Source organism: Rheinheimera sp. EpRS3, assembly GCF_001513785.1.
GTDB lineage: Bacteria > Pseudomonadota > Gammaproteobacteria > Enterobacterales > Alteromonadaceae > Alishewanella.
The window spans coordinates 362099-386060 of record NZ_LNQS01000009.1; the positions used below are offsets into that span (position 1 = coordinate 362099).

General features: G+C 48.6%; 24 protein-coding genes and 1 tRNA gene. 9 read left to right on the forward strand and 16 right to left on the reverse strand.

The window, feature by feature from the left end:
* Nucleotides 1-236: 236 nt before the first annotated feature.
* From AR688_RS14115 to AR688_RS14140, 6 genes are all read right to left on the reverse strand, one after another.
* Nucleotides 237-1577 carry a sensor histidine kinase gene (locus AR688_RS14115; RefSeq protein WP_068235152.1) on the reverse strand — a complete coding sequence of 447 codons (1341 nt, stop codon included), beginning with the start codon at nt 1575-1577 and terminating at the stop codon, nt 237-239.
* Nucleotides 1574-2248, reverse strand: coding sequence for a response regulator (locus AR688_RS14120; RefSeq protein WP_068235153.1), 675 nt, complete (start codon nt 2246-2248; stop codon nt 1574-1576). Before AR688_RS14120 ends, AR688_RS14115 begins: the two co-directional genes overlap by 4 nt.
* Nucleotides 2249-2310: 62 nt before the next feature.
* Entirely contained in the window at nt 2311-2664 is a 354-nt protein-coding gene (locus tag AR688_RS14125) for a hypothetical protein (RefSeq protein ID WP_068235158.1), read from the reverse strand.
* 249 nt (nt 2665-2913) lie between these two features.
* Nucleotides 2914-3657 (reverse strand): SDR family oxidoreductase, encoded by a 744-nt coding sequence (locus AR688_RS14130; protein WP_068235159.1) that lies wholly within the window; start codon nt 3655-3657, stop codon nt 2914-2916.
* Nucleotides 3658-3764: 107 nt separating this feature from the next.
* The gene (locus tag AR688_RS14135; RefSeq protein ID WP_068235161.1) at nt 3765-4199 is read right to left on the reverse strand and encodes an efflux RND transporter periplasmic adaptor subunit; all 435 of its coding nucleotides are present in this window, start codon (nt 4197-4199) and stop codon (nt 3765-3767) included.
* Between the two features lie 25 nt (nt 4200-4224).
* Nucleotides 4225-4737, reverse strand: a complete 513-nt coding sequence (locus AR688_RS14140; RefSeq protein ID WP_197412231.1) for a DoxX family protein — start codon at nt 4735-4737, stop codon at nt 4225-4227.
* A 172-nt stretch (nt 4738-4909) separates the two neighbouring features.
* On the opposite strand from AR688_RS14140, the gene AR688_RS14145 reads away from it, so the two are divergent.
* Nucleotides 4910-5815, forward strand: coding sequence for a LysR family transcriptional regulator (locus tag AR688_RS14145; protein WP_068235163.1), 906 nt, complete (start codon nt 4910-4912; stop codon nt 5813-5815).
* Between the two features lie 72 nt (nt 5816-5887).
* Nucleotides 5888-7801: an acetyl-CoA hydrolase/transferase C-terminal domain-containing protein gene (locus AR688_RS14150; protein WP_068235164.1), complete on the forward strand. Its 1914-nt coding sequence runs from the start codon at nt 5888-5890 to the stop codon at nt 7799-7801.
* A gap of 49 nt (nt 7802-7850) precedes the next feature.
* Here AR688_RS14150 and AR688_RS14155 read toward each other — a convergent pair.
* From AR688_RS14155 to AR688_RS14165, 3 genes are all read right to left on the reverse strand, one after another.
* A tRNA-Val gene (locus tag AR688_RS14155) sits at nt 7851-7927 on the reverse strand.
* Nucleotides 7928-8057: 130 nt separating this feature from the next.
* Nucleotides 8058-9071, reverse strand: coding sequence for a DUF3080 family protein (locus tag AR688_RS14160; protein ID WP_068235165.1), 1014 nt, complete (start codon nt 9069-9071; stop codon nt 8058-8060).
* Between the two features lie 20 nt (nt 9072-9091).
* The gene (locus AR688_RS14165; protein WP_068235166.1) at nt 9092-10450 is read right to left on the reverse strand and encodes an MATE family efflux transporter; all 1359 of its coding nucleotides are present in this window, start codon (nt 10448-10450) and stop codon (nt 9092-9094) included.
* Nucleotides 10451-10509: 59 nt separating this feature from the next.
* Between AR688_RS14165 and AR688_RS14170 the strand changes: the two genes are divergently transcribed.
* Nucleotides 10510-11139, forward strand: a complete 630-nt coding sequence (locus tag AR688_RS14170; protein WP_068235167.1) for a riboflavin synthase — start codon at nt 10510-10512, stop codon at nt 11137-11139.
* Nucleotides 11140-11154: 15 nt separating this feature from the next.
* Here the strand turns inward: AR688_RS14170 and AR688_RS14175 are convergent, their stop codons facing one another.
* Genes AR688_RS14175 through AR688_RS14185 form a run of 3 tightly spaced genes read right to left on the reverse strand, consistent with a single transcriptional unit; the run spans nt 11155 to nt 13072 of the window.
* Nucleotides 11155-11355 (reverse strand): CPXCG motif-containing cysteine-rich protein, encoded by a 201-nt coding sequence (locus AR688_RS14175; RefSeq protein WP_068235182.1) that lies wholly within the window; start codon nt 11353-11355, stop codon nt 11155-11157.
* A gap of 34 nt (nt 11356-11389) precedes the next feature.
* Entirely contained in the window at nt 11390-12151 is a 762-nt protein-coding gene (locus tag AR688_RS14180; RefSeq protein WP_068235185.1) for a pteridine reductase, read from the reverse strand.
* Nucleotides 12152-12211: 60 nt separating this feature from the next.
* A complete protein-coding gene (locus AR688_RS14185) occupies nt 12212-13072 on the reverse strand; it encodes a fructosamine kinase family protein (RefSeq protein ID WP_068235188.1) in 861 nt (286 codons plus the stop codon).
* A 262-nt stretch (nt 13073-13334) separates the two neighbouring features.
* On the opposite strand from AR688_RS14185, the gene thrS reads away from it, so the two are divergent.
* The 4 genes from thrS to rplT all read left to right on the forward strand — a co-directional run bounded on the left by thrS (nt 13335) and on the right by rplT (nt 16492).
* Complete coding sequence (gene thrS / locus AR688_RS14190) at nt 13335-15245, forward strand: threonine--tRNA ligase (protein ID WP_068235194.1); 1911 nt, start codon at nt 13335-13337, stop codon at nt 15243-15245.
* Between the two features lie 41 nt (nt 15246-15286).
* Entirely contained in the window at nt 15287-15829 is a 543-nt protein-coding gene (infC, locus tag AR688_RS14195) for a translation initiation factor IF-3 (RefSeq protein ID WP_082694788.1), read from the forward strand.
* An 88-nt stretch (nt 15830-15917) separates the two neighbouring features.
* Nucleotides 15918-16115: a 50S ribosomal protein L35 gene (gene rpmI, locus AR688_RS20010; protein ID WP_027672243.1), complete on the forward strand. Its 198-nt coding sequence runs from the start codon at nt 15918-15920 to the stop codon at nt 16113-16115.
* 17 nt (nt 16116-16132) lie between these two features.
* Nucleotides 16133-16492 carry a 50S ribosomal protein L20 gene (gene rplT, locus AR688_RS14200; protein WP_068235207.1) on the forward strand — a complete coding sequence of 120 codons (360 nt, stop codon included), beginning with the start codon at nt 16133-16135 and terminating at the stop codon, nt 16490-16492.
* Nucleotides 16493-16578: 86 nt separating this feature from the next.
* Here rplT and AR688_RS14205 read toward each other — a convergent pair whose 3' ends face one another.
* The 3 genes from AR688_RS14205 to upp all read right to left on the reverse strand — a co-directional run bounded on the left by AR688_RS14205 (nt 16579) and on the right by upp (nt 19331).
* Nucleotides 16579-17685 (reverse strand): META domain-containing protein, encoded by a 1107-nt coding sequence (locus AR688_RS14205; RefSeq protein WP_068235210.1) that lies wholly within the window; start codon nt 17683-17685, stop codon nt 16579-16581.
* 59 nt (nt 17686-17744) lie between these two features.
* Complete coding sequence (locus AR688_RS14210) at nt 17745-18635, reverse strand: alpha/beta fold hydrolase (RefSeq protein WP_068235214.1); 891 nt, start codon at nt 18633-18635, stop codon at nt 17745-17747.
* A 69-nt stretch (nt 18636-18704) separates the two neighbouring features.
* On the reverse strand, nt 18705-19331 hold the full coding sequence (gene upp, locus AR688_RS14215; protein ID WP_068235216.1) for a uracil phosphoribosyltransferase: 627 nt from the start codon (nt 19329-19331) through the stop codon (nt 18705-18707).
* A 116-nt stretch (nt 19332-19447) separates the two neighbouring features.
* On the opposite strand from upp, the gene AR688_RS14220 reads away from it, so the two are divergent.
* The gene (locus AR688_RS14220; protein ID WP_068235223.1) at nt 19448-21667 is read left to right on the forward strand and encodes a S9 family peptidase; all 2220 of its coding nucleotides are present in this window, start codon (nt 19448-19450) and stop codon (nt 21665-21667) included.
* 167 nt (nt 21668-21834) lie between these two features.
* Here the strand turns inward: AR688_RS14220 and AR688_RS14225 are convergent, their stop codons facing one another.
* On the reverse strand, nt 21835-23091 hold the full coding sequence (locus AR688_RS14225) for an HD-GYP domain-containing protein (protein ID WP_068235226.1): 1257 nt from the start codon (nt 23089-23091) through the stop codon (nt 21835-21837).
* 184 nt (nt 23092-23275) lie between these two features.
* On the opposite strand from AR688_RS14225, the gene AR688_RS14230 reads away from it, so the two are divergent.
* Nucleotides 23276-23962, forward strand: coding sequence for a TetR/AcrR family transcriptional regulator (locus tag AR688_RS14230; RefSeq protein ID WP_068235931.1), 687 nt, complete (start codon nt 23276-23278; stop codon nt 23960-23962).

Consider the following 23962-nt stretch of genomic DNA (forward strand, 5'->3'; position numbering starts at 1 on the left):
GCGTGCATCAGGTCAGTATATTCCTTAACTTCGACGATCTTTCCATCGCGGATAATAAAAAGCATATGGTAATCATTTTCATAGACTTTTTAATCTTATTTTGTGGTGATCAATACAGAAATGTAATTAGTAAAAAAGTTAAAACTGATAAGGCTTTAATTGTGTGATTGTTGATAGCCCAGCCAGGCCCATCGATGGCGTTGGAATGGCTAAATCAGGAATTGTTGTTTAGGATTTTAAGGTTGGGGATCGCAGCCTGATGGAGCGGGAAACTCAACACGGACAAGGGTGCCGCCTTCGGGGGCGGCAAGGATCGAAACATTTCCGCCATGCCGCTCTACTACCTGCTGCACAAGGTTAAGACCAAGTCCTGTACCGGTTGATCTCGGCCTTAGGCGATGGAAAGCTTCAAACACCCGTTCGCGTTCTTCTATCGGAATACCGGGACCGTTATCTTCCACCTCGAAACCATGTCCAATTATGCGAATAACTACGTGGTGTCCACCATGCTCAATTGCGTTTTGCACCAGGTTCGTAATCACTCGCTCAATTGCGCCAGTATCACCCTTGATTGAACAGTGCGTATCGGCTATCACCTCAATTGTGCGATCCGATGCGATCAGCAATGGAGCCAGATTGCCCGCGACAAATCGCGCGAGTCCGGCGAGCTCAATAACCTCGTCTAAACGACCGGTGTCAAGACGCTGCAGATCCAGCAATTGCTCTGCGAGATTAGCAAGCCGGTCCACGTCATGAGCAAGCCTTCGGCAAGCCGCATCGTCTGCCGCATCTACTTTGACACGTAGGATTGCAATTGGTGTTCGTAGTTCGTGCGCCGCAGAAGCGATAAAACGGCGCTGGCGTTCATAGCCTTCGTCCAGCCGCTGCAATGCGTCGTTCACCGCACGAACCAGCGGGGTTATCTCCCTTGGTAGCTGTTTTTCACTCAGTCGCAGGCCACGCCGGGTAGCGTCGATCTGTTCGGCTTCCTGTGCAATACGGTGCACGCCCGCCAGCGATCGTCTTACAATCCAAGGTGTGATAATTAGTGAAATCAGCGTGAATAGCACGAAAATAGGTATGACGAATGCACTGGATGCAAAAAGCACGGTGAGGCTGACCTCACTGAGCCGGCCATGTCCCAGAATCGTCAACTGACCAACAGGAGACTCTTCCCGCCTTATCACGGCTGACAGCCTGTATGGCGGGGATCGATCTCGTAACTGCGCATAGGAAAGCTCACTCAACCTGCCAGTGAGTGATGCATATTGTGGCGGAACATCACCAAATTCAACGCGCTGGCCAGCATCATTCTCCGCTGCGAACCAAAGCGCTGGTGTTTCAGCGCGCAATTTAGCCAGTTCTGGTGTCAGACGAACCGCAAAACTGCCGTCGCTATTGCGAATTATTGCATGGGCAATCACTGGCGTGATTGACTCATCGGTGTAACTTCCACCACTGTCCATGCGCAGAGCGAAAGCCATAAAGACAATGAAACAGACAAGAAGCGTAACCAGTTGAAATAACAGCGGTAACACAATGAGGGTTCGTTTTAGCGAAAATACTTTGCTTTTCACTTCTCTGCTCTTAGCAAATAGCCAACGCCACGGATCGCATGAATCTCAATGCCCGCTCCGGTTTCGATTAGTTTGCGGCGCAAGCGTGATACGTGCGAATCAAGAGTGTTTGATTGCACCTCATCGTCAAACCCATAAACAGCTTGTTCTAGAGTTTCGCGTAGCAGCGTGCGCCCGCGACGCTTCATTAGCGCTGAAAGAACACGCAGTTCGCGGCGAGTCAGTTCCAATCTGACACCGCCTACGACTGCTTCATCGTTTGCCACGTCGAATATGAGCGCCCCGGCACGGATTTCTGTAACACCCGATACGGCAGGGCGGCGGCGTACAGCTCTTATACGCGCTAGCAGCTCATCTAGAGCGAACGGCTTTACCAAATAGTCATCGGCACCTTCATCAAGGCCTTCGATGCGCTCGGGGATCTCGCCCCGAGCACTCAGTACAATTATCGGCAAAGCGGGATTGCAGCTTCGCAGTTCTGAAACTAGTGAGAGCCCATCGCCGTCTGGAAGGGTGCGATCCAAGAGCACAATCTCGTACATACCCGACAGTGTAGCCTCTCGGGCAAGTTTAAGTGTCGTGACATGGTCAACGACGAAGCGTTCCCGTTCAAGCGCACGGCGTAAGCTGTCCACAAAATCCAGTTCATCTTCTATCAGAAGTATCTTCATTGCCTCCTCGAAAAACTACATTACTAGCGGCTATGCTGATGAGCACAACTCCAGATCTCAAGTCAGCGGCAGTCTCTCGGCTTCTCACCCCGCTTTCTTTCTTTTTCAGCTTCACGCTCACAGCCCAGACGACGCACGGTCTCAAGGTTATCACTTGTCGTTGCTGCATTTGCTCTTTGAACTTCTGCAGCTCTTAGAGCAGCAGTGTCACGGCGTTCCTGTTGCTGAAGCATGCATGTAGTATATTCGCTGGTACCGCGTTCTGCTCCAAACTCGATACAGGTCTGACTATCATTGCTGCGGGCAGCGCGCTCGCGTTCTTGAGTCGTCTGACATGCCGTGAGGCTGGTCAGAATCGCTAAAACTGCTACTAGAATAACCGGGCGTGCAAGAACTCTGAAAGTCGTATCTCTCATTTTTTCTCCTTGTTAGTTCGATTGCTGCATTATTGCAGCCAGAAGAGAGTAGAGCATCAACATTGCCTGAACATGGTCCTCAGGCAAAAACCAGGTAGATTTACAGTGTGCACGAATAACAGGGAGGTTTAATACTCTGGAACCGGGTAATCTGTGTGCACTGCAGGGCCCGGTGGAGTTTCCACCGAGCAATTATTAAGGATGAAATCAGTTGTAGTGAGGCTTGTGTGTCAATGATAACAAGCCGGCTTAATATGTGCTGAGTATTTTTACTGCTTGCTCGAAATGTCCGTCACGCTCTGCCCAGCGCAGGAAATCCACACGCTTAACCAGTATTTCCTTTGGAGTTGGTACTAAAAGAAACTGGGCCATCACCTCTTGAATAAAGTCATTGAGAGGCATGTAGTCTTCATGGGTTGACTGGCCTGGGGTGAGTTCAGTCTGCACAGCAGGGGGAATCAGCTCTATGAGCTCGACCCTGCCTTTAAGTTGTTCGCGCAAGGATACCGTATACGAGTGAATCGCCGCTTTGGTTGCGTTGTAAGTGGGTGTTCCGCTCAGTGGGACGAAAGCCAAACCAGACGATACGTTTACAATCGTAGCATAAGGTTGGTTTATCAGGTGGTCGGTCAGTGCGTTTGTCAACCGGATCGGCCCGAGTAGATTGGTCAAAATTGTCTGTTCGCAGTCATGTAAGTCGCGGGTTTCAGACAAGTCTTCACGGCGCATGATGCCAGCATTATTGATCAACAAGTTGAGGCTGGGATGCTCTGTGATAACACGCTTAGCAAAAGCTGCAATAGCCTTAGGATCATCGATATCAATGGTCATCGCATGCATGTTGCGCTGGCCAGCAATCGTCTCTTGCAGTGTCTCCATATGTCGTCCTGCAACAATCACTGTATTGCCAAGAGCATTGAAGCTAAGGGCAAGCTCTCGGCCAATGCCGGAGCCGCCGCCTGTGATAAGAATTGTATTACCTGATGTTTTCATTTTGCACTCTCCATCTAACTTTATGAGTCACTGTCATTTATACGCACTGCGATGCCTGCTCTATTCAGGAGTTTTCGAAGTAGAAGGTCACACTGTTGCGTTGATATTTACTTTAACAATTCGGCTGAAATCGCCCGTTGGCTGCTAAGTTTTTCTGCCCGGTTATATTCGTTATCCGCCAGTGCGGCGGCGCTTTGTGCACTTTGCAGCTCAGCATTAAGCCGGGCCACTTCCGCAGCAAAAAGCCGTGGGTCAATTTGCACCAGCAAATCGTCTTTTTGCACCAGGGCGCCTTCGTTAAAGTGCACCTGTTCAATATAACCTGACACGCGTGGCATCAAATTCACGGTTTGTGGTGCTTGCAGGCGGCCGGTAAATTCATCCCACTCGGTAATGCGCTCGTGTACCACTTGCGCCACACTCACCTGTGGTGCAGCCGGTGCCGCGGCCTGATTAGCGGCGTCGGGGTTGCCACAAGCGGTTAACACCAGCGCGGCTACGCTTGCTAACATAAAAGTTCTTACCGTGTTTTTTCTGCTCATGACTATGTCCTCTATATTTAGCTGGTTAAACTGAAAACTTGAGTTTGCGATCAATAGAAAAAGAGCCACTACCGCGCACTGCGATATAAAGCGCAAGAAAACCCATCAGAGCCGGAAACTCAATACCGCGATCTATCCAGGGCCAGGTAGGGCCAAGTGCATAACAAATTCCAATCATTTGCACAGTAATAGCCAACGCAACCAGGCGTGACCACAGGCCTACAGCAAGCATGAGTGCACCGACGGTTTCGAGTAACATGGCCATAAATGCCAACTGCGGAGCAAAAGGTAGCCCCATCACATTTTGGATAAGATTGATGGAGCCCGCCATAGGGTCGGCCATAGAGCCATGGGACGTTCCTAATGCCTTAGGCAGGCCGTGCGTGAACATAACGATGCCAAAGAACAGCCGCAGTAATGCATATAAAGCAGGCTCCGATTTCATGTAAAAAATACCCAACGATGGAAAGGCCAGTCGTTCAAAGAAGTTCGGCTTATGGTTAGCATCGGTTGCTTGGTTGGTTTGAAGGGCTTTCATTATTTTCTCTCCTTAACGCTTTGATTGAAGGATTAATCGCGATTCTCGTTGTTCAGCACTTTCCGGTGTTGTCTGTAGCTCGTACTGTAGAACGGCAGAATAACTGGATAAATGCACAAAAATTGGTAACATAATTCAATGAGGGCGAACAATAAGCGTGAAAGGCAGGCTAATGGATAGGTTCGACAGCTTAAAGCTGTACTGTAAAATTGTGGAATTGGGCAGTTTTACTCAGGCCGCAGGTGTATTACAGATCCCACGTGCTACCGCAACCTACGCCATGCAGCAACTGGAACAGCGGCTGAACTGTCGCCTGCTGGAACGCACCACCCGACAGGTAAACCCGACACTCGATGGTCAGGCATTTTATCAGCGTTGCCTGCGTATTCTGTCTGAACTGGACGATGCCGAAGCCAGCCTGAGCACTGTTGCAGCTAACCCTGCGGGCTTGTTACGGTTAGGTTTACATGGGGTGCATGCTTCGCAGATTATTATTCCGCAGTTGCCTCAATTCAGAGCTATGTATCCGCAGTTGGATATCAGCATCAGCACAGGTGACAGACTGGTGGATTTAGTGCGTGAAGGTATTGATCTGGTCGTGAGGATTGGCATGCCAAAAGACTCAACTTTAGTGGGTAAAAAGCTGGCGGTTTTGCCACAAATTGTCTGCGCCAGCCCGGCTTATTTGCAGCAACATGGCGTGCCGACAAAGCCAGAACAACTAAGCCAACATCAGGCGGTGGGCTTTTTCTCCAGCGATCATAATATCAGTTACCCTTTTAGCTTTCTGATCGATGGGGAAGAACAAAACTTCCCGACAAAAGGTTGGTTATCGGTCAACGACGCCGAATCATACACAGCGGCGGCTTTAGCGGGTTGTGGCATTATTCAGGTACCGGGGTTCCGGCTTAGACACTATCTGGAGTCCGGCTACCTGGTACAAATCTTAAGTGATGTACCAAGCCCGGCTTTACCTGTATATGTACTGTATCCACAAAATAACCAGCTATCCCCAAGGGTAAAGGTGTTTGTTGAGTGGGTTAGTACGTTATATAACAAAAGATTTTTATCTGATTAATACGGCGAAAGGTTGATTGCTGCAACTGTGCAGGAATGCTGTGGTACAGAATACGAAGATGGAGTTAAAGCAATGAGCAATAGTGATTATGCCGATATCGTTGATCAGGTTTTAGCGCAAATTGGTAAGCATGTGGTGCTGGGCCTACCGCTGGGCCTGGGCAAACCTAACCGTTTGATCAATGCGTTTTACCACAGGGCCTGCGAGGACAGCAGTATCCGGCTGGATATTTTCACTGCGCTGTCACTTAATCCGCCTAAACCCGGCAGTGAACTGGAACAGCGTTTTCTGCAGCCCTTTGTCAAGCGTCATTTTGGTGAAGACTATCCACGGCTGGCCTATGCCGATGCGCTGGCATCACAGCAGTTACCTGCCAATATTACCGTTACCGAATTTTATTTTCAGTCGGGCAGCATGCTGGGTAATGCCGATGCTCAGCGCCACTATGTGTCAAGTAACTACACCCATGTGGCGCGGGATCTGGCCGACCGCGGGGTTAATCTCATTTTACAGCTGGTCGCGCGGCGGGCAGGCGAATCAGGCTGGCAGTACAGTTTGAGCAGTAACCCGGATGTTACGCTGGATCTGGTAGAAGAACTGCGTCATCGTCCTGACAGAAAGTGCCTGATACTGGCACAGGTGCACCCGGACTTGCCGTTTATGGCCGGCGATGCGCTGGTGGGCGAGGATTTTTTTCACCAAATCATTGACGGTAACCCTGAGCAACCGCTGTTTGCGCTGCCTCGCAGCCCGGTAACTACCCAGGATTACTGTGTCGGAATGAACGCCAGTGCGCTGGTAGCCGACGGTGGTACGCTGCAAATCGGTATTGGCTCACTTAGTGATGCTCTGGTGTACAGCTTGATCCAGCGCCAGCAAAATAACGACGCCTATCGCGGCTACTTTAACCGGGCGTTGCCAGGCCAGGCGCTGATTGATGCGATTGGCGGCCATGACAGCTTTGAGAGCGGGCTGTATGGTGCCAGTGAAATGTTTCTCGATGGTTTTATGCATTTGTATCAGGCCGGGATCCTCAAGCGGGAAGTATTCGACGATGAGCGTTTGCAGAACCTGGCCAATGCCGGGCGTATTGCTGAACACGCCGGTATTGAAGGCAGTGGCGCTTTGTTAGACGCGGCATTTTTTCTCGGCTCGGACGATTTTTACCGCTGGTTACGTCAGTTGACTGAAGCAGAATGGCCCCGTTTCAGGATGAGCTCTGTTGGCCGGATCAACCAGTTATATGGTGGCAACCCAACACTGGAGAAATTACAGCGGCAAAAAGCCCGTTTTATCAATACCTGTATGATGGTGAGTTTAACCGGCGCGGCAACGTCTGATGGTCTGAAAGACCATCAGCTGGTTTCCGGTGTAGGGGGGCAATACAACTTTGTTGCCATGGCGCATGCCATGCGGGATGGTCGCTCGATCCTGATGCTGCGTAGTACCCGCCAAAGTGGTGGCAAGTTAACTTCGGGTATTGTCTGGGAATATCCGCATTGCACTATTCCGCGTCATCTGCGGGATATTGTGGTTACCGAATACGGTATTGCCGATTTACGTGGCGCGACGGATGAGGAATGCATAAAAGCGCTGATTTGTATCAGTGATAGCCGTTTTCAGCAAAAACTAAGACGTCAGGCAGTGGCAGCCGGCAAACTGGATGCGAAGTGGACTATTCCCGCTGCGGTTGCGGCAAATTCTCCGGCAAGCCTTGAGGCACGTTTAGATGCGCTGCGCTTAACGGGCAACTTATCCCTTTACCCTTTTGGCAGTGATTTTACTGAGCTGGAACAACAGCTGGTGGCGGCTTTGCAGCGCCTGCGACGATTGAAACATGCCAGATTACAAGCGCTTGGCGCGCTGCTGCGCGGTGGCCCTGATGCGCCTGAAGCGTTAGCCCGCATGGGGCTGGCAGAACCACACGGGCCGCGGCAATGGCTGTATACCCGCCTGTTACGCTGGGCTTTGGCGCAGGTTGTATAATGAATAACAAAAATGCCCCTCAAAGAGGGGCGTTTTTGTTTGAATTTGTTGGTGCGTCCTAGTGGACTCGAACCACCGACCCCCACCATGTCAAGGTGGTGCTCTAACCAGCTGAGCTAAGGACGCACACTTTAAGTTGCAAGCCAAAGCTTAGCTTGGCAGACAACGGCGGCTATGTTATTGCGCCAGTGGGGCAATGGCAAGTGTTTTTCTAATAACACTGTGTGTTTGGTGTATTTTTCGCCGTATTGGCAGCTTACTGCTGGGCGGTAAGTTTAACCGGACATTGGCTGTTAAGAGCTTGCCACCACTTTACATGGCTGCTTAGTTCTGTGCGCATATCCAGATACGTTTGTTCAAAACGCAATGTGAGCGGGGTATTAAGCTCAGTGTGTTGATACAGCTGTTGTAATAAAGGCCACAACTGCTGTTGATAGCGGCTTAACTCGCTGGTGTACAGCTGTACTTCACTGACAAAATACTTGCTGAACACATTGGCCAGAATTTGCAACTGCTCGCTGTCACGTTGCTGCGGACACAGCGCTGACGGTACTTTGGCTTTGCTAAGCTGGTTAAGCTGCGCCAACTGATGGCTGGCAATACGTAAGCTGTATTGCAGCCTGCCGATAAAGTTATAGTGATACAACAGCTGCAGTTGTTGTTCAATATCAATCTGACTGGCAGCCTGCCAGTTTTGCTCGGCGATAAACTGCTGCAACTGGTTAAGTTCGGTTAATGCTTGCCAGGTTTCGCTAAAACCGGGCGCTGCTTTTAGCGGCAGGGCTTCGCGTTTACCCAGCAGTTCTTTGCGCAGCGTATCATCGGTTAGCAGCATATTATTAAAAGCAATATCAATGCTGAGTTGTTTTTGCTGATACACCTGCTGCAATTGGTTTAGCAGTGTTGTATCGTCCCAGCTTTGCTCCAGGCAGCGTTGCAACTGACTTAAAAAACGTAGCTCATAACTTAGCTGTTTGCTGGCGCTGTATACTTTGCCCAGGCTGCTATTACGCTCACCAATTAAGATGTCAAGGCTGCAGCGTCGTGTAGCGTAGGCATCGGTAAGATCAAGCCGTAAATCTGGCAGTGGTTGTTTTAAATCGCGTTGTGCGGCAAGGGCCGCAGCATCGGGTAGTGCGGTATCTTTCTGTGATAAATCCAGCACTCTTTCCAGACGTTGCTGGTAGTTTTGCAGCGCTTTCGCACCGTTATTGTCTGTGCAGGCAATAAGGTTAATCAGTAGCAGTGGTAGCAGCAGCCATAACTTCATCGTTTAAACGGTCTCATAGTCTAACTTGCTTGCTGTTCTAACTTAAGCAGTGTGCGTTTTAAGATAATAGCCAACAATATGGCGGCCACACTTAAACCAACGATAATACCAATCCAGAAACCATGGGCGCCCATAGCTGGTACCAGCCAGTTTGTTAACCCCAATACGGCACCCAGACCAAAACCGATTGGCCAGTAAGCAATAAAGGTAATAAAAAATACCGGTTTGGTCACTTTCATACCGCGCAGCGCGCAAGCTGATACCACCTGGATGGCGTCTGACACCTGATAAAAACAGGCCAGAATTAACAACGAAGCTGCCAGCGCAATGACGGTAGGATCGGGTGAATACAGTGCCGCAATACTATTTTTTAGGATAAAGGTTAGGCTGGCAATAACCAACGACATTAACACCGCCAGTATGATGGCAGTCGACACGGCTTTTTTCAGCTCCATAATGCTTTGCTGGCCTACCAGATGGCCAACACGGATAGTGGTGGCCATACCTAACGACAGCGGCAGCATAAACACTATACCACTGTAGTTTTGTGCAATTTGATGCCCGGCAACCATAATAGGGCCAAGGTGTACTATTGCCAGCGGGATACAGGCAAACAAGGTGACTTCAAAGAAGATGGAAAAGGCGATAGGCGTGCCGATGCAGACAATTTGCCAGATATCTTTGATATTAATGCGATAACTTTCGGGGTGAAGCCTGTACCGCCTTGTGGTGCGGCTAAACCAGCCGTAAATTAAAATGGCGATAAACATAGCAAAAAACACCAGCGCAGTGGCTATACCACAGCCAGCGCCGCCCAGCGCTGGCATGCCAAGCTTGCCGTAAATAAACACATAGTTGGCCGGAATATTCACCAGAATACCGACAAAGCTGATCCACATGCTGGCTTTGGTATTGCCAATACCTTCAAACATACTACGCACAACCATGTAACCCGCGGCCGGAAATAAACCAAAGCTAACGTAATATAAGTAGTCGAGCGATTTTTGCCGCAGCGTTTCATCCATATTTAGCAGGTCAATCGGTACATTCACATACAGCATCAATACAAACATGGCAGCGGCCAGCGCCATGGCCAGATACATTGCCTGCACGGTGAAGTGAGTAACCGGTTTGGTTTGTTTGCTGCCGTAGTACTGCGCCACTATTGGCGTTAGTGCAAGCAACAGGCCCTGCATTGTCATTACCACCGGAAACCATAAACCGGATGCCACTGCTATTGCTGCCATATCAACCGCGCTGTAGCGGCCCGCCATGACGGTATCGACAAAATACATCAACGTTTGTGTCAGCTGTGCCAGCACTATGGGGCCGGAAAGTTTTAGTATGGTTCTGGCTTCGAAGCGGGAAAAAGGTAACATAGTAAGCTTGTTGTATCAGCAGCGTGTAATGGCGCGCAATGTAGCACAAATGAGGGCTTATGTTTACCGGAATAGTTCAAACTAAGGCTGAGTTAACAGCCGTTGCCGACAAAGCGGCATTTCGTCAGTTAACCCTGAAGCCGGGCGCTGCACACCTGCAAAATTTAAGCCGTGGCGCCAGTATTGCTATCAACGGCGTTTGTTTAACGGTAACTGATTTTGATAGCAACGCCGGTTGGGTTTGTTTTGATGTGATTGCAGAAACCTTGAGCAAAACCAACCTTGGTAAGCTAAGCGCGGGCGATGCGGTTAACTTTGAACGCTCGTTAAGCTTTGGCAGTGAACTGGGCGGCCATATTGTTTCCGGCCATATTCAAACCACGGCAACTATAACGGCAGTGGATAAAAGCGCCAATAACTGTGCGATGCGCCTGACGCTGGCACCGGAATATATGCGTTATATTCTCAGCAAAGGTTTTATCGCGGTGGAGGGCTGCAGTTTAACGGTGGGCGAAACCTATGCTGATGGCTTTAGTTTGTATCTGATCCCCGAAACACTCAGCATTACTACCTTAGGGCAAAAGCAGCCGGGCGATATGCTGAATATCGAGCTGGACCAGCAAACGCAAACCATAGTACAAACAGTAGAGCGTATTATGGCCGAGCGTTTTACCGCTACGTTGGCTTAATAATACAGCCCCGTCTTAATAATACTGTTCATCGTCTGCATCAACAAACAGCTGCACTGAATGGTGCAGCTCGTCTTTATGTACCCGCACATGGATAGGGTTGCAGCAGTTGCTGCAATCTTCGGTGTATTCCTGATCTTCGTCAGTAACCTCAACGCTTAAATGCATAGGGTGGCCGCAAAACGGGCACCTGATAGTTTTTTGCAGTACGCTCATAGCAACTTCCTCCGGGCGGTTTGTTTGTTCAGGGTCAGGCTTTACTGGCCCCACTTAAACTGCGTCCGCCGTCAACCGTAATAATATGCCCGGTGATATAAGGCGCTTTGAGCAGAAATAACAGCGTTTGGGCGATATCGGCTGCAGTGCCCAGTTGCTGCAACGGAATTTGCGCCAGTATCGCTGCTTTATCTTGCTCTTTTAGCACGATAGATTGTTCCCCAGGCCATAAAATAGCACCAGGCGCTATACCGTTTACCCTTATCGCCGGTGCGAGCTCAAGCGCCAGTGACTTTGTCATCATTAACAGTGCAGCTTTTGCCATACAGTAAATACTGTGGCCGGCTAAAGGCTTGTTGGCATGAATGTCGACCATATTAACAATAGCACCATTATTACGCGCCAGCTCGGGCGCCAGTGCCTGGCTTAAGAAATACGGTGCTTTAACGTTAGAGCCAAATAAATCCTGCCATTGCGCTGCATTTGCGTCTTCTACCGGGGTAGGGTAAAAACTTGATGCGTTGTTTACCAGCACATCTAACCGGTTAAAGCATGCCACAGCTTGCCTTGCCAGCTCAGGCCAGCAGGCTTCATCCAGTAAGTCTGCCTGCAGTACGGCGGCACTGTCAGGGCGGTGGTTGTTTAGGTGTCGTGCCAGAGCATCTGCCTCTGAGCGTGAACGGTTGCAGTGTATTATTACCCGGTAATTATCAGCGTGCAGGGTTTCAATCATTTTCCGGCCAAGCCGTTTGGCGCTGCCGGTGATCAGCGCCACGGGTTGCTGGGTTTTTTGCATAAATAGCTTTCCGTAAAGTCAGGTACTGCTTTGGCTTTATAATAACCAGCTGCAATAAATTTAGTGGAATAACTGCTTAATCATCTCCTGTGCCTGCACCAGATATGCACCACGAAATAAATAAGCATGGTTAAGTATATGATACAGATTATAAAGATCTTTACGATCGTTGTAAGCATCATCCAGCGGGTAGTGTTGCTGGTAACTGTGATAAAAATCTTCCGGGAAACGGCCGAACAAAGTGCTATAAGCCAGATCAGTTTCTCTGTCACCAAAATAGCAGGCCGGGTCAAATACTGCCGCGTTATCACCGGTAAAGCCAACATTACCGCGCCATAAATCGCCATGCAGTAAACTGGGGGCGGGTTGGTGATGATGCAGGCGTTGTCGGGATTGCTCTACTAACTGGTCAATATTGCCAAAGCCGAAACCTTGTTCCAGCAGCAACTGTAAGATCCAGCCCAGCCGCTGCTCTGAAAAAAAACTACTCCAGTTTGCCTGCCATTTATTCGGTTGTGGCGTGCTGCCAAGCATATTGTCCCAGTCAAAACCATACATTGCCTGATCATGTTGCTTATGCAGTTGCGCCAGTTGCCGGGCCAGATCACGCCAACCGGTTGTGGTTTCTGCGCTCAGAGGTAAATATTCAAGCACCAGAAAGGCTTTATCTATCGTCTGGCCTGAGCAAATCAGCTTTGGCACCCTAATACTGTGGCTTTGCTGCAAAGCTTGTAAGCTAAGCGCTTCTGTTTCAAATTGCTCCAGTTGCTCACGCTGATTAATTTTGACAAAAAAATGCTGCCCCTGGCCGCTGATATGCCAGGCAAGGTTAATACTGCCACCTGTTAACTGCGTTTTTTGTTCAATATGAAAGTCTGCATCTAATTCGCCATTAATATGTTCAGCAATTGCCTGCCACATGTGTTGCCTCCGTAAACGCTTAATGTGAAGTATGGCTGATAAAGCAGAAAAATCACGGCCTTTGCTTAGCTTAAAGTTTGTCATATTGTGGTCAAGCCAGCAGGCTGATGCTACTATAGCGCTGCATTTTTACCGGCTGCCGTGCCCGGTTTAGCAGATGGCTTCTTGTATAGGCCATTAACTGCTTTGCTGCACTGCGGCTTTAGCCACGTTATTTAACATGTGACCCTTGGTATGGGCCACCACTGTATAAGGATTTATCATGCCAGTTATTACTCTGCCAGATGGCAGCCAGCGCGCTTTTGATCATGCTGTTTCCGTTATGGATGTTGCCAAAGACATCGGCCCCGGTTTAGCCAAAGCCACTATCGCCGGTAAGGTGAATGGCCAGTTGGTTGATGCTTGCGACCCCATTACGACAGACTCAACCTTAAGCATTATTACCAGTAAAGATCAGGACGGCCTGGAAATTATCCGCCACTCCTGCGCGCACTTATTAGGCCATGCCATTAAGCAGCTGTGGCCGAATGTCAAAATGGCCATTGGTCCGGTAATTGATAACGGCTTTTACTACGATGTTGATTTAGACCAGCCGATTAGCAGCGACGATTTAGCCAAGCTGGAACAGCGCATGTTCGAACTGGCAAAAACCGAATATGACGTCATCAAGAAAAAAGTTAGCTGGCAAGAAGCCGTCGATACGTTTAAAGCCCGTGGCGAAAGCTACAAGCTGGAAATTCTTGAGCAAAACGTTAGCAAAGACGATCAGCCTGGTTTGTATCACCACGAAGAATATATTGATATGTGCCGTGGCCCGCATGTGCCGAATATGCGCTTTTGCCAGCACTTTAAAATTATGAAAGTGGCCGGTGCCTACTGGCGTGGCGATGCGAAAAACAAAATGCTGCAGCGCGTGTACGGCACCGCCTGGGCGGATAAAAAGCAACTGGCGGCGTATTTACTGCAGTTAGAAGAAGCCGAAAAGCGCGACCACCGTAAAATTGGTAAGGCGCTGGGCTTGTTTCACTGGCAGGAAGAAGCGCCAGGCATGGTGTTCTGGCATAACGATGGCTGGACTATCTTCCGTGAGCTGGAAAGCTTTGTCCGTGAAAAGCTGGGTGAGTACGATTACGACGAAGTAAAAGGTCCGTTAATGATGGACCGCGTGCTGTGGGAGAAATCCGGCCACTGGGAAAAGTATGCCGACAATATGTTTACCACCCAGTCAGAGCACCGCGAGTACGCTATTAAGCCGATGAATTGCCCGGGACACGTGCAAATTTTCAACCAGGGTTTAAAGTCTTACCGCGATTTACCGCTGCGGATGGCCGAGTTTGGTTGTTGCCACCGTAATGAGCCATCAGGTGGCTTACACGGTTTAATGCGGGTGCGCGGCTTTACCCAGGACGATGCGCATATCTTCTGTACAGAAGATCAGGTGCAGGCTGAGGTAACCAAATGTATCCAGATGGTATTTGATACCTACAGCACCTTTGGTTTTAAAAATGTGGCAGTAAAACTGTCGACCCGGCCGGCGCAGCGTATCGGTACCGATGAGATGTGGGACCGTGCCGAGCAGGGTTTAACTGAAGCGTTAAAAGCCAATGATATCGCCTATGATTTACAGCCGGGCGAAGGCGCCTTTTACGGCCCTAAAATTGAATTTACCTTGCACGATTGTTTAGGCCGCGCCTGGCAGTGCGGTACTGTGCAGTTAGACTTTGCTTTACCGGGCCGTTTAGGTGCTACCTTTGTGGCTGAAAGCGGCGAAAAGCAAACACCAGTAATGATCCACCGCGCCATTTTGGGTTCAATTGAACGTTTTATCGGTATTCTGATTGAAGAATATGCCGGATTATTTCCTGCCTGGTTGGCACCAACACAGGTGGTAGTGATGAACATTACCGATAATCAGGCCGAATATGTGCAGAATTTAGTAAAAACTTTCAAATCTCACGGTATTAGAGTCATAAGTGACTTGAGAAATGAGAAGATAGGCTTTAAAATTCGCGAGCACACGCTTAAGCGCATTCCTTACCTTGTTGTCGTTGGTGATAAAGAAATGGAAGCCGGTGATATTGCACTGAGAACGCGCAAGGGTGAAGATTTGGGTAAAATGTCGGTTGCAGCTTTTGTAGAAAAGCTGACAACAGAAATTAAAACCCGGGTTTAAACCAAGTTAAGCGATAAGAATAATTTTCGGAGGAACATACTATTAAAGTAGGAAAGAAAACATTACCTGCAAACCGTCCTAACAGGATCAATGAAGAAATTAACCTGCCAGAGGTACGGTTAATTGGTGTTGAAGGTGAGCAACTGGGTGTAGTAAGTATTGCTGACGCTATTAAATTAGCCGAAGACAGTGGCAATGATTTAGTAGAAATTAGCCCGACAGCCGAACCGCCAGTATGTAAGTTGATGGACTACGGTAAGTTCCTGTTTGAAAAGAGTAAAGCTCTGAAAGAGCAGAAGAAGAAGCAAAAACAGATCCAGATTAAGGAAATAAAATTCCGGCCTGGAACTGATGAAGGCGATTACCAGGTAAAACTACGCAACCTGCGTCGCTTCATTGAAGAGGGTGACAAAGCTAAAGTAACGCTGCGCTATCGTGGTCGTGAAATGGCGCATCTTGACATTGGTATCGATATGTTAAATCGGATTAAAGAAGATTTATCAGACATTGCCTTGTGCGAATCTTTCCCTTCACGGGTGGAAGGTCGCCAGATGATCATGATGCTGGCCCCAAATAAGAAGTAATAGGTGCTTTCAAGTGTAACCCTGCACTGCAAGGTGTGGGGTTAACGCCTTATTATTCGTTGTAACTTAACAATGCGAGTTTTTAACTATGCCAAAGATGAAAACCAATAAAGGTGCTGCGAAGCGTTTCAAAAAAACCGCTTCTGGTAGCTTTAAACGTAAGCAATCACACCTTCGCCACATTCTGACGAAGAAGACCTCTAAGCGTAAGCGTCAGTTAGGTCCAAAAACCTTAGTCGCTAAAGTAGACATCGCGGGCTTAGTCCGTTGCATGCCATACGCATAATTAATTAGGAGTCTGACATGCCAAGAGTTAAACGTGGTGTAACGGCGCGCGCGCGCCATAAGAAGGTGTTAAACCAGGCCAAAGGTTACTACGGTGCCCGCAGTCGTGTTTATCGTGTTGCTTTCCAGGCCGTTATTAAAGCCGGCCAATATGCTTACCGTGACCGTCGTCAACGTAAGCGTCAGTTCCGTCAACTGTGGATCGCGCGTATTAACGCTGCGTCACGTATGAATGGTTTATCTTATAGCCGTTTCATTGATGGCCTGAAAAAAGCCTCTGTTGAAATCGACCGTAAGATTTTAGCTGACATCGCCGTATTCGATAAAGCAGCCTTTACTGCTTTAGTGAGCAAAGCGAAGCAAGCCTTAGCCGCGTAATTTACGCAGCAATGAAAAAGCCACCGCAAGGTGGCTTTTTTTATGTCTGATATTCAGCGAATAAGCAGTGTGATTAATTGCCGCGATTAGTTAACCGCGGGCTTAAACTGCAAAATAAGCTGGTTGTTTTTAAACAGCTGTAGTTTATCACCATTTACTTCGGCGCGGTCGGCAGATTGCAAGGAGCGGGTAAACTGTTGTTCCAGTTCACTGCTTTCAGCGCAGAACTTACGGGTGCTTACCAGCGGTTGTACGGTTAGCTGATTAGAGCGCTGCTTGTAGTTACCATTAAAGTTATTGCAGCCGGCAAAACCATATAAGCGGTCATTTTGATCAAAAATTACCCTGACATTAAGTTGTTGCGGTACATAACGATCTGTCAGCTTCTCTGCACGCCAGACAATACCCTGCATTTTGCCGGGTTGGATCTGATCCGGGCAGGTAGCTCCTGGCCAGAATTGCTCAAATTTATCAATAAACAGCGTATTAGCCTGATCGTCCTGGCCTCTGCGGCCTACTAAAGTGGCAATAACAGCATTACCGTTAAAGCGCGCATCCTGTTGATACTGGCGCATTACCGGTAAATGATGCTGGGTATTGGCCACATTTAAACTGTCGCCACTGCGGCAACTGGTAAAGGTTGCCTGATTATTACTTAGCATATACAAGCCGAGCATGGCCTGACGGGTATCAAGCTTTTTAAATTCGGCTTCACGTTGCAACTGATACTGTGGATTAGCACTGATAGGCTTGCCGCTCAAATCCAGCATAGTTAATTGCCGGTTAGATAGAAAATGAAATGCGGGCAGAGTTTGTTGCTGATTCACCAGATGCAGGCTGCGATTTTCCAGTAACCAGATCCCCTTAACCAGATTGACCTGATTACGCTCCAGATACTCCTGACGCACCTCAAAGCGGCCGTCACGGTACAGGTTAATATGATAGCTGATACCCGGGCAGTCGGCACAGGGCAGGGTGCCGCTGAATGTCATATCGCTATCGACAAAAATATGTTCAAAATCAGTAGCGACAGACTCGGCAGTATCGGAATTTTCTATTACTATCTCTTCAGGTTCTGATACAACGACAGGTTGTGGTTGCACGGCAACAGGAGTAGCGTCTGCAGGTCGCTCCGACGGCAACTGACTACAGGCAGACAACAGTAGTGCGGTAACTAATAAGCGCTTTTTCATCTGGGGTCCCAGGTTAATATTTTCGCTATTATAACGGAATTCAGGCTGAGCATTAACAGCTATTTTAACTGACAATTCAGTGCTCTAACCGCAAGCTGAATATACTGTGCGGCTAACTGTGGATGTTCTTGCATAAAGCAATGGCCGCCACTGACTTGCTCAACACTGACAGCAGGATTACGTTTTTGCCATTTACCCAGTGATTTACCGATAAAATCATAACTTTTATCACCATAAATTACATGTACCGGCGGGCACGGCTGTGCCAGTTGTTGCCACAGTTTAGCCGGATAAGAGGCAAAAATATCGGCTTCGCGTTGCGGTAAACATTTTAAGCTCAGGCCATGCTCAGAAGGCTGTAGCGCATGCTCAATATAGGCGGCCAGGGCATCGGGATGCCAGTTAGTAAACATTCCCCGGTTGTTAAGATAATTCAGTGCACTGTCTCTGTCCGGCCAGTGCTGACGACGGCGCAGTGCGGCTTTAGCCATCGGGTTTTTATGATATAAACGTACACCCTGTAAGGTGCCCATCACCGTTAGCATACCAGGGGTAAACAGCACTGGATCAAGCAAGATGGCTGCAGTAAAGGGGCTGGGGCTGCTGGTGTGGATTAAGGCGGTTAAAATGCCGCCAAAGCTGTGGCCAACACCGTATACCGGTGTATCTGCGTATAACATTTTGTGTGCCTGCCAGGCTTGTGCTGCCAGTTCAGCGCTTTTATTCCAGCCGACAAAAGTGCCGCCATGATCGCTGTCGCCATGGCCCTGCGCATCCGATAAAAACAAGTCATAATCTGCTGCTAACAGCTGCAGCATCGGTTGATACATTCGGCTGCAAAAACCGTTGCCATGCAACATATGCAGCACCGGCTTTCCGCTGGCTTCGCTGCGATAGCCTCGCAGGGTAAACCCCAGTGACGTATGATAAGACCACGGAACTAACTGCAAGGCGCTCTCCTTCAAAGGCAAAACGGCGTTAAAGTGCCATGCTTTGCCAGCTCAGACAAGAGACATCTGCTATTTGGTGCCAAACAGTTTATCACCTGCATCACCCAGGCCTGGCAGTATATAACCGTGCTCATTCAGGCAACGATCAACCGCCGCGGTGTACAGCTCGACATCAGGATGAGCCTGGCGCAGTGCTGCGATACCTTCGGGCGCGGCTACCAGTACCAGGGCTTTAATATGCACGGCGCCGTGTTGTTTTAACAAGTCAATGGTGGCAATCAGCGAGCCGCCGGTAGCCAGCATAGGGTCGACTACTATTGCCAGGCGTTGGTTGAGATCCGATGCCAGTTTTTGAAAATACGGCACCGGTTGCAGGGTTTGCTCATCGCGGTAAATGCCCACTACACTAATGCGGGCACTGGGTAAAAGCTCGAGCACGCCATCAAGCATCCCCAGGCCAGCGCGTAGTATCGGCACTATAGTAACTTTTTTACCCTGAATTTGCTCAATCTCAACCGGGCCACTCCAACTATCGATAGTCACAGTTTCTGTCGCTAAATCTTTAGTAGCTTCATAGGTTAGCAGGCTACCCAGTTCGGCTGCCAGTTGGCGAAACTGCTTGGTACTGATATCAGCGGCGCGCAGCAAGCCAATTTTATGTTTTACCAGCGGATGGGTAACTTCGGTCAGTTTCATCTGTTAGATCCTCTTTTATCGCAGCTAAGCATAACGCAAGCGGCTTTTTCTTGCAGTTTAGCCTGAAGCATTATACAAACGGCAAGCATAATTAAATCAAAGTTGCAGGGACAATAATGCACGCTAAATTACCACGTTTTGTACTGACATTGTGTTTACTATTCGGAGGCAACAATATGCTTGAGGCGAAGCAACTGGAGTTAGAGCGCTTATTTGCTGATCCGGCATTAAGCGGTGCCACACCGCGCTCGTTGAGTATGGCTCCGGATGGCAGCAGGGTTACCTACCTTAAAGGCAAAGCAGAAGATGCCAATCGGCTGGATTTATGGCAATACCATATTAAAGACGGTAAACATAGCCTGCTGGTAGATGCCGACAGTTTAATCAGCGGCGCTGAAACCTTATCTGATGAAGAAAAAGCCCGCCGTGAGCGTATGCGCTTATTCGCCTCCGGCATTATCAGTTACAGTTGGTCGAAAAACAGTGATGCGTTGTTATTTCCGTTAAACGGCGATTTGTATTACTACCAACTAAGCAGCAAAACGGCGAAAAAGCTAACCAATACCAGGGAGTTTGAAACCGATGCGACCATTTCGCCCACCGGGCGTTATGTTGCCTTTATCCGTAACCAAAACCTGTTTGTACTGGACATTGCCAGCGGCAAAGAAACCCGGCTGACCACTGATGGCGGCGGCGATATTAAAAACGGCATGGCAGAATTTGTTGCTCAGGAAGAAATGGGCCGTATGACCGGCTATTGGTGGGCACCGGATGACAGCAAAATTGCCTTTACCCGCACTGACGAAAGCGGCGTGGCAGAAGTAGTGCGTAACGAGATTTATGCCGACGAAATAAAGCTGTTTAACCAGCGTTATCCATACACCGGCACCGCCAATGCCAAAATTCAGCTGGGCGTGGTAACGCTCAAAGACGGCAGTGTTAATTGGTTGCCTCACGGCGATAACGAAGATATCTATTTACCGCGGGTTGAGTGGACAAAAAGTGCCCGTTACTTAAGTTACCAGTGGCAAAGCCGTAACCAGCAGCAACTGGAGCTGCGGTTGGTCGATTTAAGCAACAACCAGCAAAAAGTACTGCTTAGCGAAAGGAGTAAAACCTGGCTAAACCTGCACGACGATCTGCATTTTCTCGATAACGAACAAGGCTTTATCTGGGCTTCTGAGCGCGATGGTTACAAACACCTGTATCATTTTGACTTTAACGGCAAACTACTGCGCCAATTAACCAGTGGCAACTGGGTCGTGGATGAGCTGGATGCGGTAAACGAAAAACAGGGCATGCTGTATTTTACCGGCCGCAAAGATACGCCGCTGGAGCGTCATCTGTATCAGGTGAGCGTGAAAGATGGCAATATTAAACGTTTAACCGAAGCCGGTTTTGACCATGCGTTGGTCATGGCCAAAGATGGCAGCAGCTTTATCGACAGCTTTTCTAATGTCAGTACGCCTACTAAAGTGGCGCTGCGTGGCCTTGATGGTAAAGTGCTAACCTGGCTGGAACAAAACGAGTTGAACAGCAGCCATGCGCTCACACCGTATCACGCTGAACTAACGGTGCCACGTTTTGGTACGCTTAAGGCAGACGATGGCCAAACTATGCATTACCGGCTGTTTGCGCCAAAAACGTTGGATCAGGATAAAAAATATCCGGTAATTGTCAGCGTATATGGTGGCCCGCATGCCCAGCGCGTAACCAACAGCTGGAGTGCGCGCGATCTTTATCTGCATTACTTAGTGCAGCAAGGCTATCTGGTATTTCAGCTGGATAACCGCGGCTCTTATAACCGTGGCAAAGCCTTTGAAGATCCGATTTACTTAAAACTGGGTGAGGTAGAGCTAAATGACCAAATCCGCGGCGTAGAGTATCTGCGCAGCTTGCCGTACGTCGCGGCAGATAAAATTGCTATTTATGGCCACAGCTATGGCGGTTATATGGCGATAATGGCGATGTTTAAAGCCGCTGATTATTTTGCCGCCGGCGTATCCGGGGCGCCGGTGACCGATTGGGCGCTGTACGATACCCACTACACCGAGCGTTATTTAGGCCACCCTGAGCAAAATGCTAAGGGCTATACCGACAGCGCGGTGTTCCCTTATACCGATGGCTTAACAGGCGACTTACTGATTTATCACGGCATGGCAGATGACAATGTGTTGTTTACCCACAGTACCAAGCTGTATAAACAGCTACAAGATAAGGGCCTGCTGTTTGATATGATTAACTACCCGGGCAGCAAACACTCGATGTTTGGCCAGCCGGTACAAACCCATCTGCATAAAAGCATTACGCAGTTTTTTGACCGACATCTGAAGTAATAAAAAGGCCAGCGTCACTGCCCGGCAGTGGCCTGTTTATTGTCTTACATGACGCGGTTTGCTCACATCAACACGCCATGAATCGTCCCTGAGGCTCGATTACGGCCATCCATGGCCTCCAACGGTTGATTTAGAGCAAACCGGTCATGCTTATCTGTAAAGCAGCATCAGTTTTTGCCCTGAATATGGTAACTGACCTGTGCCCTGGGGTTGAGGTATTCAGCAATATGTTGCGGTAATGCCTGAATTTTAATCACTTTGCTGATGCTGAGTTTATCCGGCTCTAATGTCAGAATTGGCGCTTCCAGTCTTGGCACATCGGCGTCATATACCAGTACATTAGGGCACAGCAGGCTGTCGCTGTTTACGGACATCACAATGCCCAGCCGTTGATCTGACAATAAAACAATGGTACCCGGCGGATACACGCCCATCATCTTAATCATCACTTTCATTTCGCGCTCCGGCAGTTTACCTTTCATGCTGCGGTACATATACGACAGCGCATGGTGTGGCGAGCGCGATTTACTGATATCCAGCGGATGGCACAAATTGTCAAACACATTAACCACCGCGACAATTTTAGCTAACGCATCAATCTGCGGCTCTTTTAAAGCCTTAGGATAGCCGCTGCCGTCAATATACTCGTGGTGTTGCTCAACAATAGGCCAGGCTTCCAGCGGAAAGGTATCGGTTAAACCCACTAACTCGACACCGTATTTGGTATGCAGTTTTAGCAGGTTTTGTTCTGGCGCACTCAGATCTGTGGTTTTGCGTAAAATCTGGCTGGGTATTTTAATTTTGCCAATATCATGGAACAAGGCGCCAATACCGACTGTTTTAACCTGTGCCGGCGACAGGTTAAGATTCTTTGCCAGCATCATCGACAAAGTCGCCACATTTAGCGAGTGGTAATATAAGCCTTCCTGCTCTTTGGCGGCCGCTGAAATTAAGTGCAGTACCAAAGAATCAGTGCCAAGTAAAATATCCGCCATAGCGCTTATCAGGCTGCCTGCTTCGTCTATAGCATTCAGTGGCCGGCTGTTAATTTTGCTCATCAGGCTTTTTACCTGCAGCAGAGATTGAGCGTAAGCTTTTTCGGTGCGCTGTAAATCGCGCCGGTGCGCTTTAGCCTGTTCAATACGCTGCATTTTTTCCTGCTGCATTTTCAACTGAGCTTCACTGGCGGCCATATTAAAACCGGCGGTGTCTTCATCATTTAGCTCTTCCGGTTGTGTCATTTTCACGCTTTTACCGGGGTAAAAAAATACATAGTCCAGGTTGAGCGAGCGGATAATTTGCAGCTGCTGGCTGTTTTCTATAATCATATTGCCAGACAAGAAGGGATGCTTCAGCCAACCGGCAGGCAGTTTAATGGCGTAGCCCAGTTTTAACGCTTCGGGTTTTATTTTCAGAACAGGCAACCAGAACTCCGGCAAAGCAGATAAGAGTAAGCCACTAGTTTATGTTTCAAACAGCATAATACCAATGATGTAAAACAAAAAAGCGAACTAAATGTATCAGGTTAGACCAGTTGTTGATTTGCCGCTTGACAGTATTTAAATTCAAACGTACATTTCAAACATGCGTTTAAATATTGGTGGAGTTATGTCAGTTAAGCACAGCACCCAACATAAAATTCTCGATGCGGCGCAAACATTGTTCGCTGAAACAGGCTTTACAGATACCTCTTTGCGGCAAATAACCAGCATGGCTGAGGTTAATTTAGCGTCGGTTAACTACCATTTTGGTTCAAAAAAAGAACTTATTCAGGCCGTGCTGCAGCGCTATCTGGTGGTGCTAATGCCGCGTTTGGATCAGGAGTTTACCCGCTTGCTTGCAGTGCAACAGCCAAACAGCCTAAGCCAGGTGTTATCAGTGTTCGTAAAACCGTTGCTGGAGCTGAATAAAGTACACCAGAACGGCGCTCGTATTTTTTTACAGCTGCTGGGCCGCGGTTATACCGATGTTCAGGGACACTTGCGCTGGTTTTTTAATCATAATTATGGCCGTGTACTGGATAAGCTGGTATTACTGGTGCAGCAGGCATGCCCTGATTTACCACCCAGCGAGCTATTCTGGCGGCTACATTTTTCACTGGGTACTGTGGTATTTACCATGGCATCTAATGAAGCTTTAGCTGAAATAGCTGAGGCAGATTTTAATGAAAAAGTTGATATTGAAGGCGTAATTTTACGCTTACTGCCGTACTTGTCTGCAGCCATTGCTGCGCCTGTTGCCACTGTTACTCCATTAAGTCATGCCGTGCCTAAAATGGCGAGCGAAGGAATATAA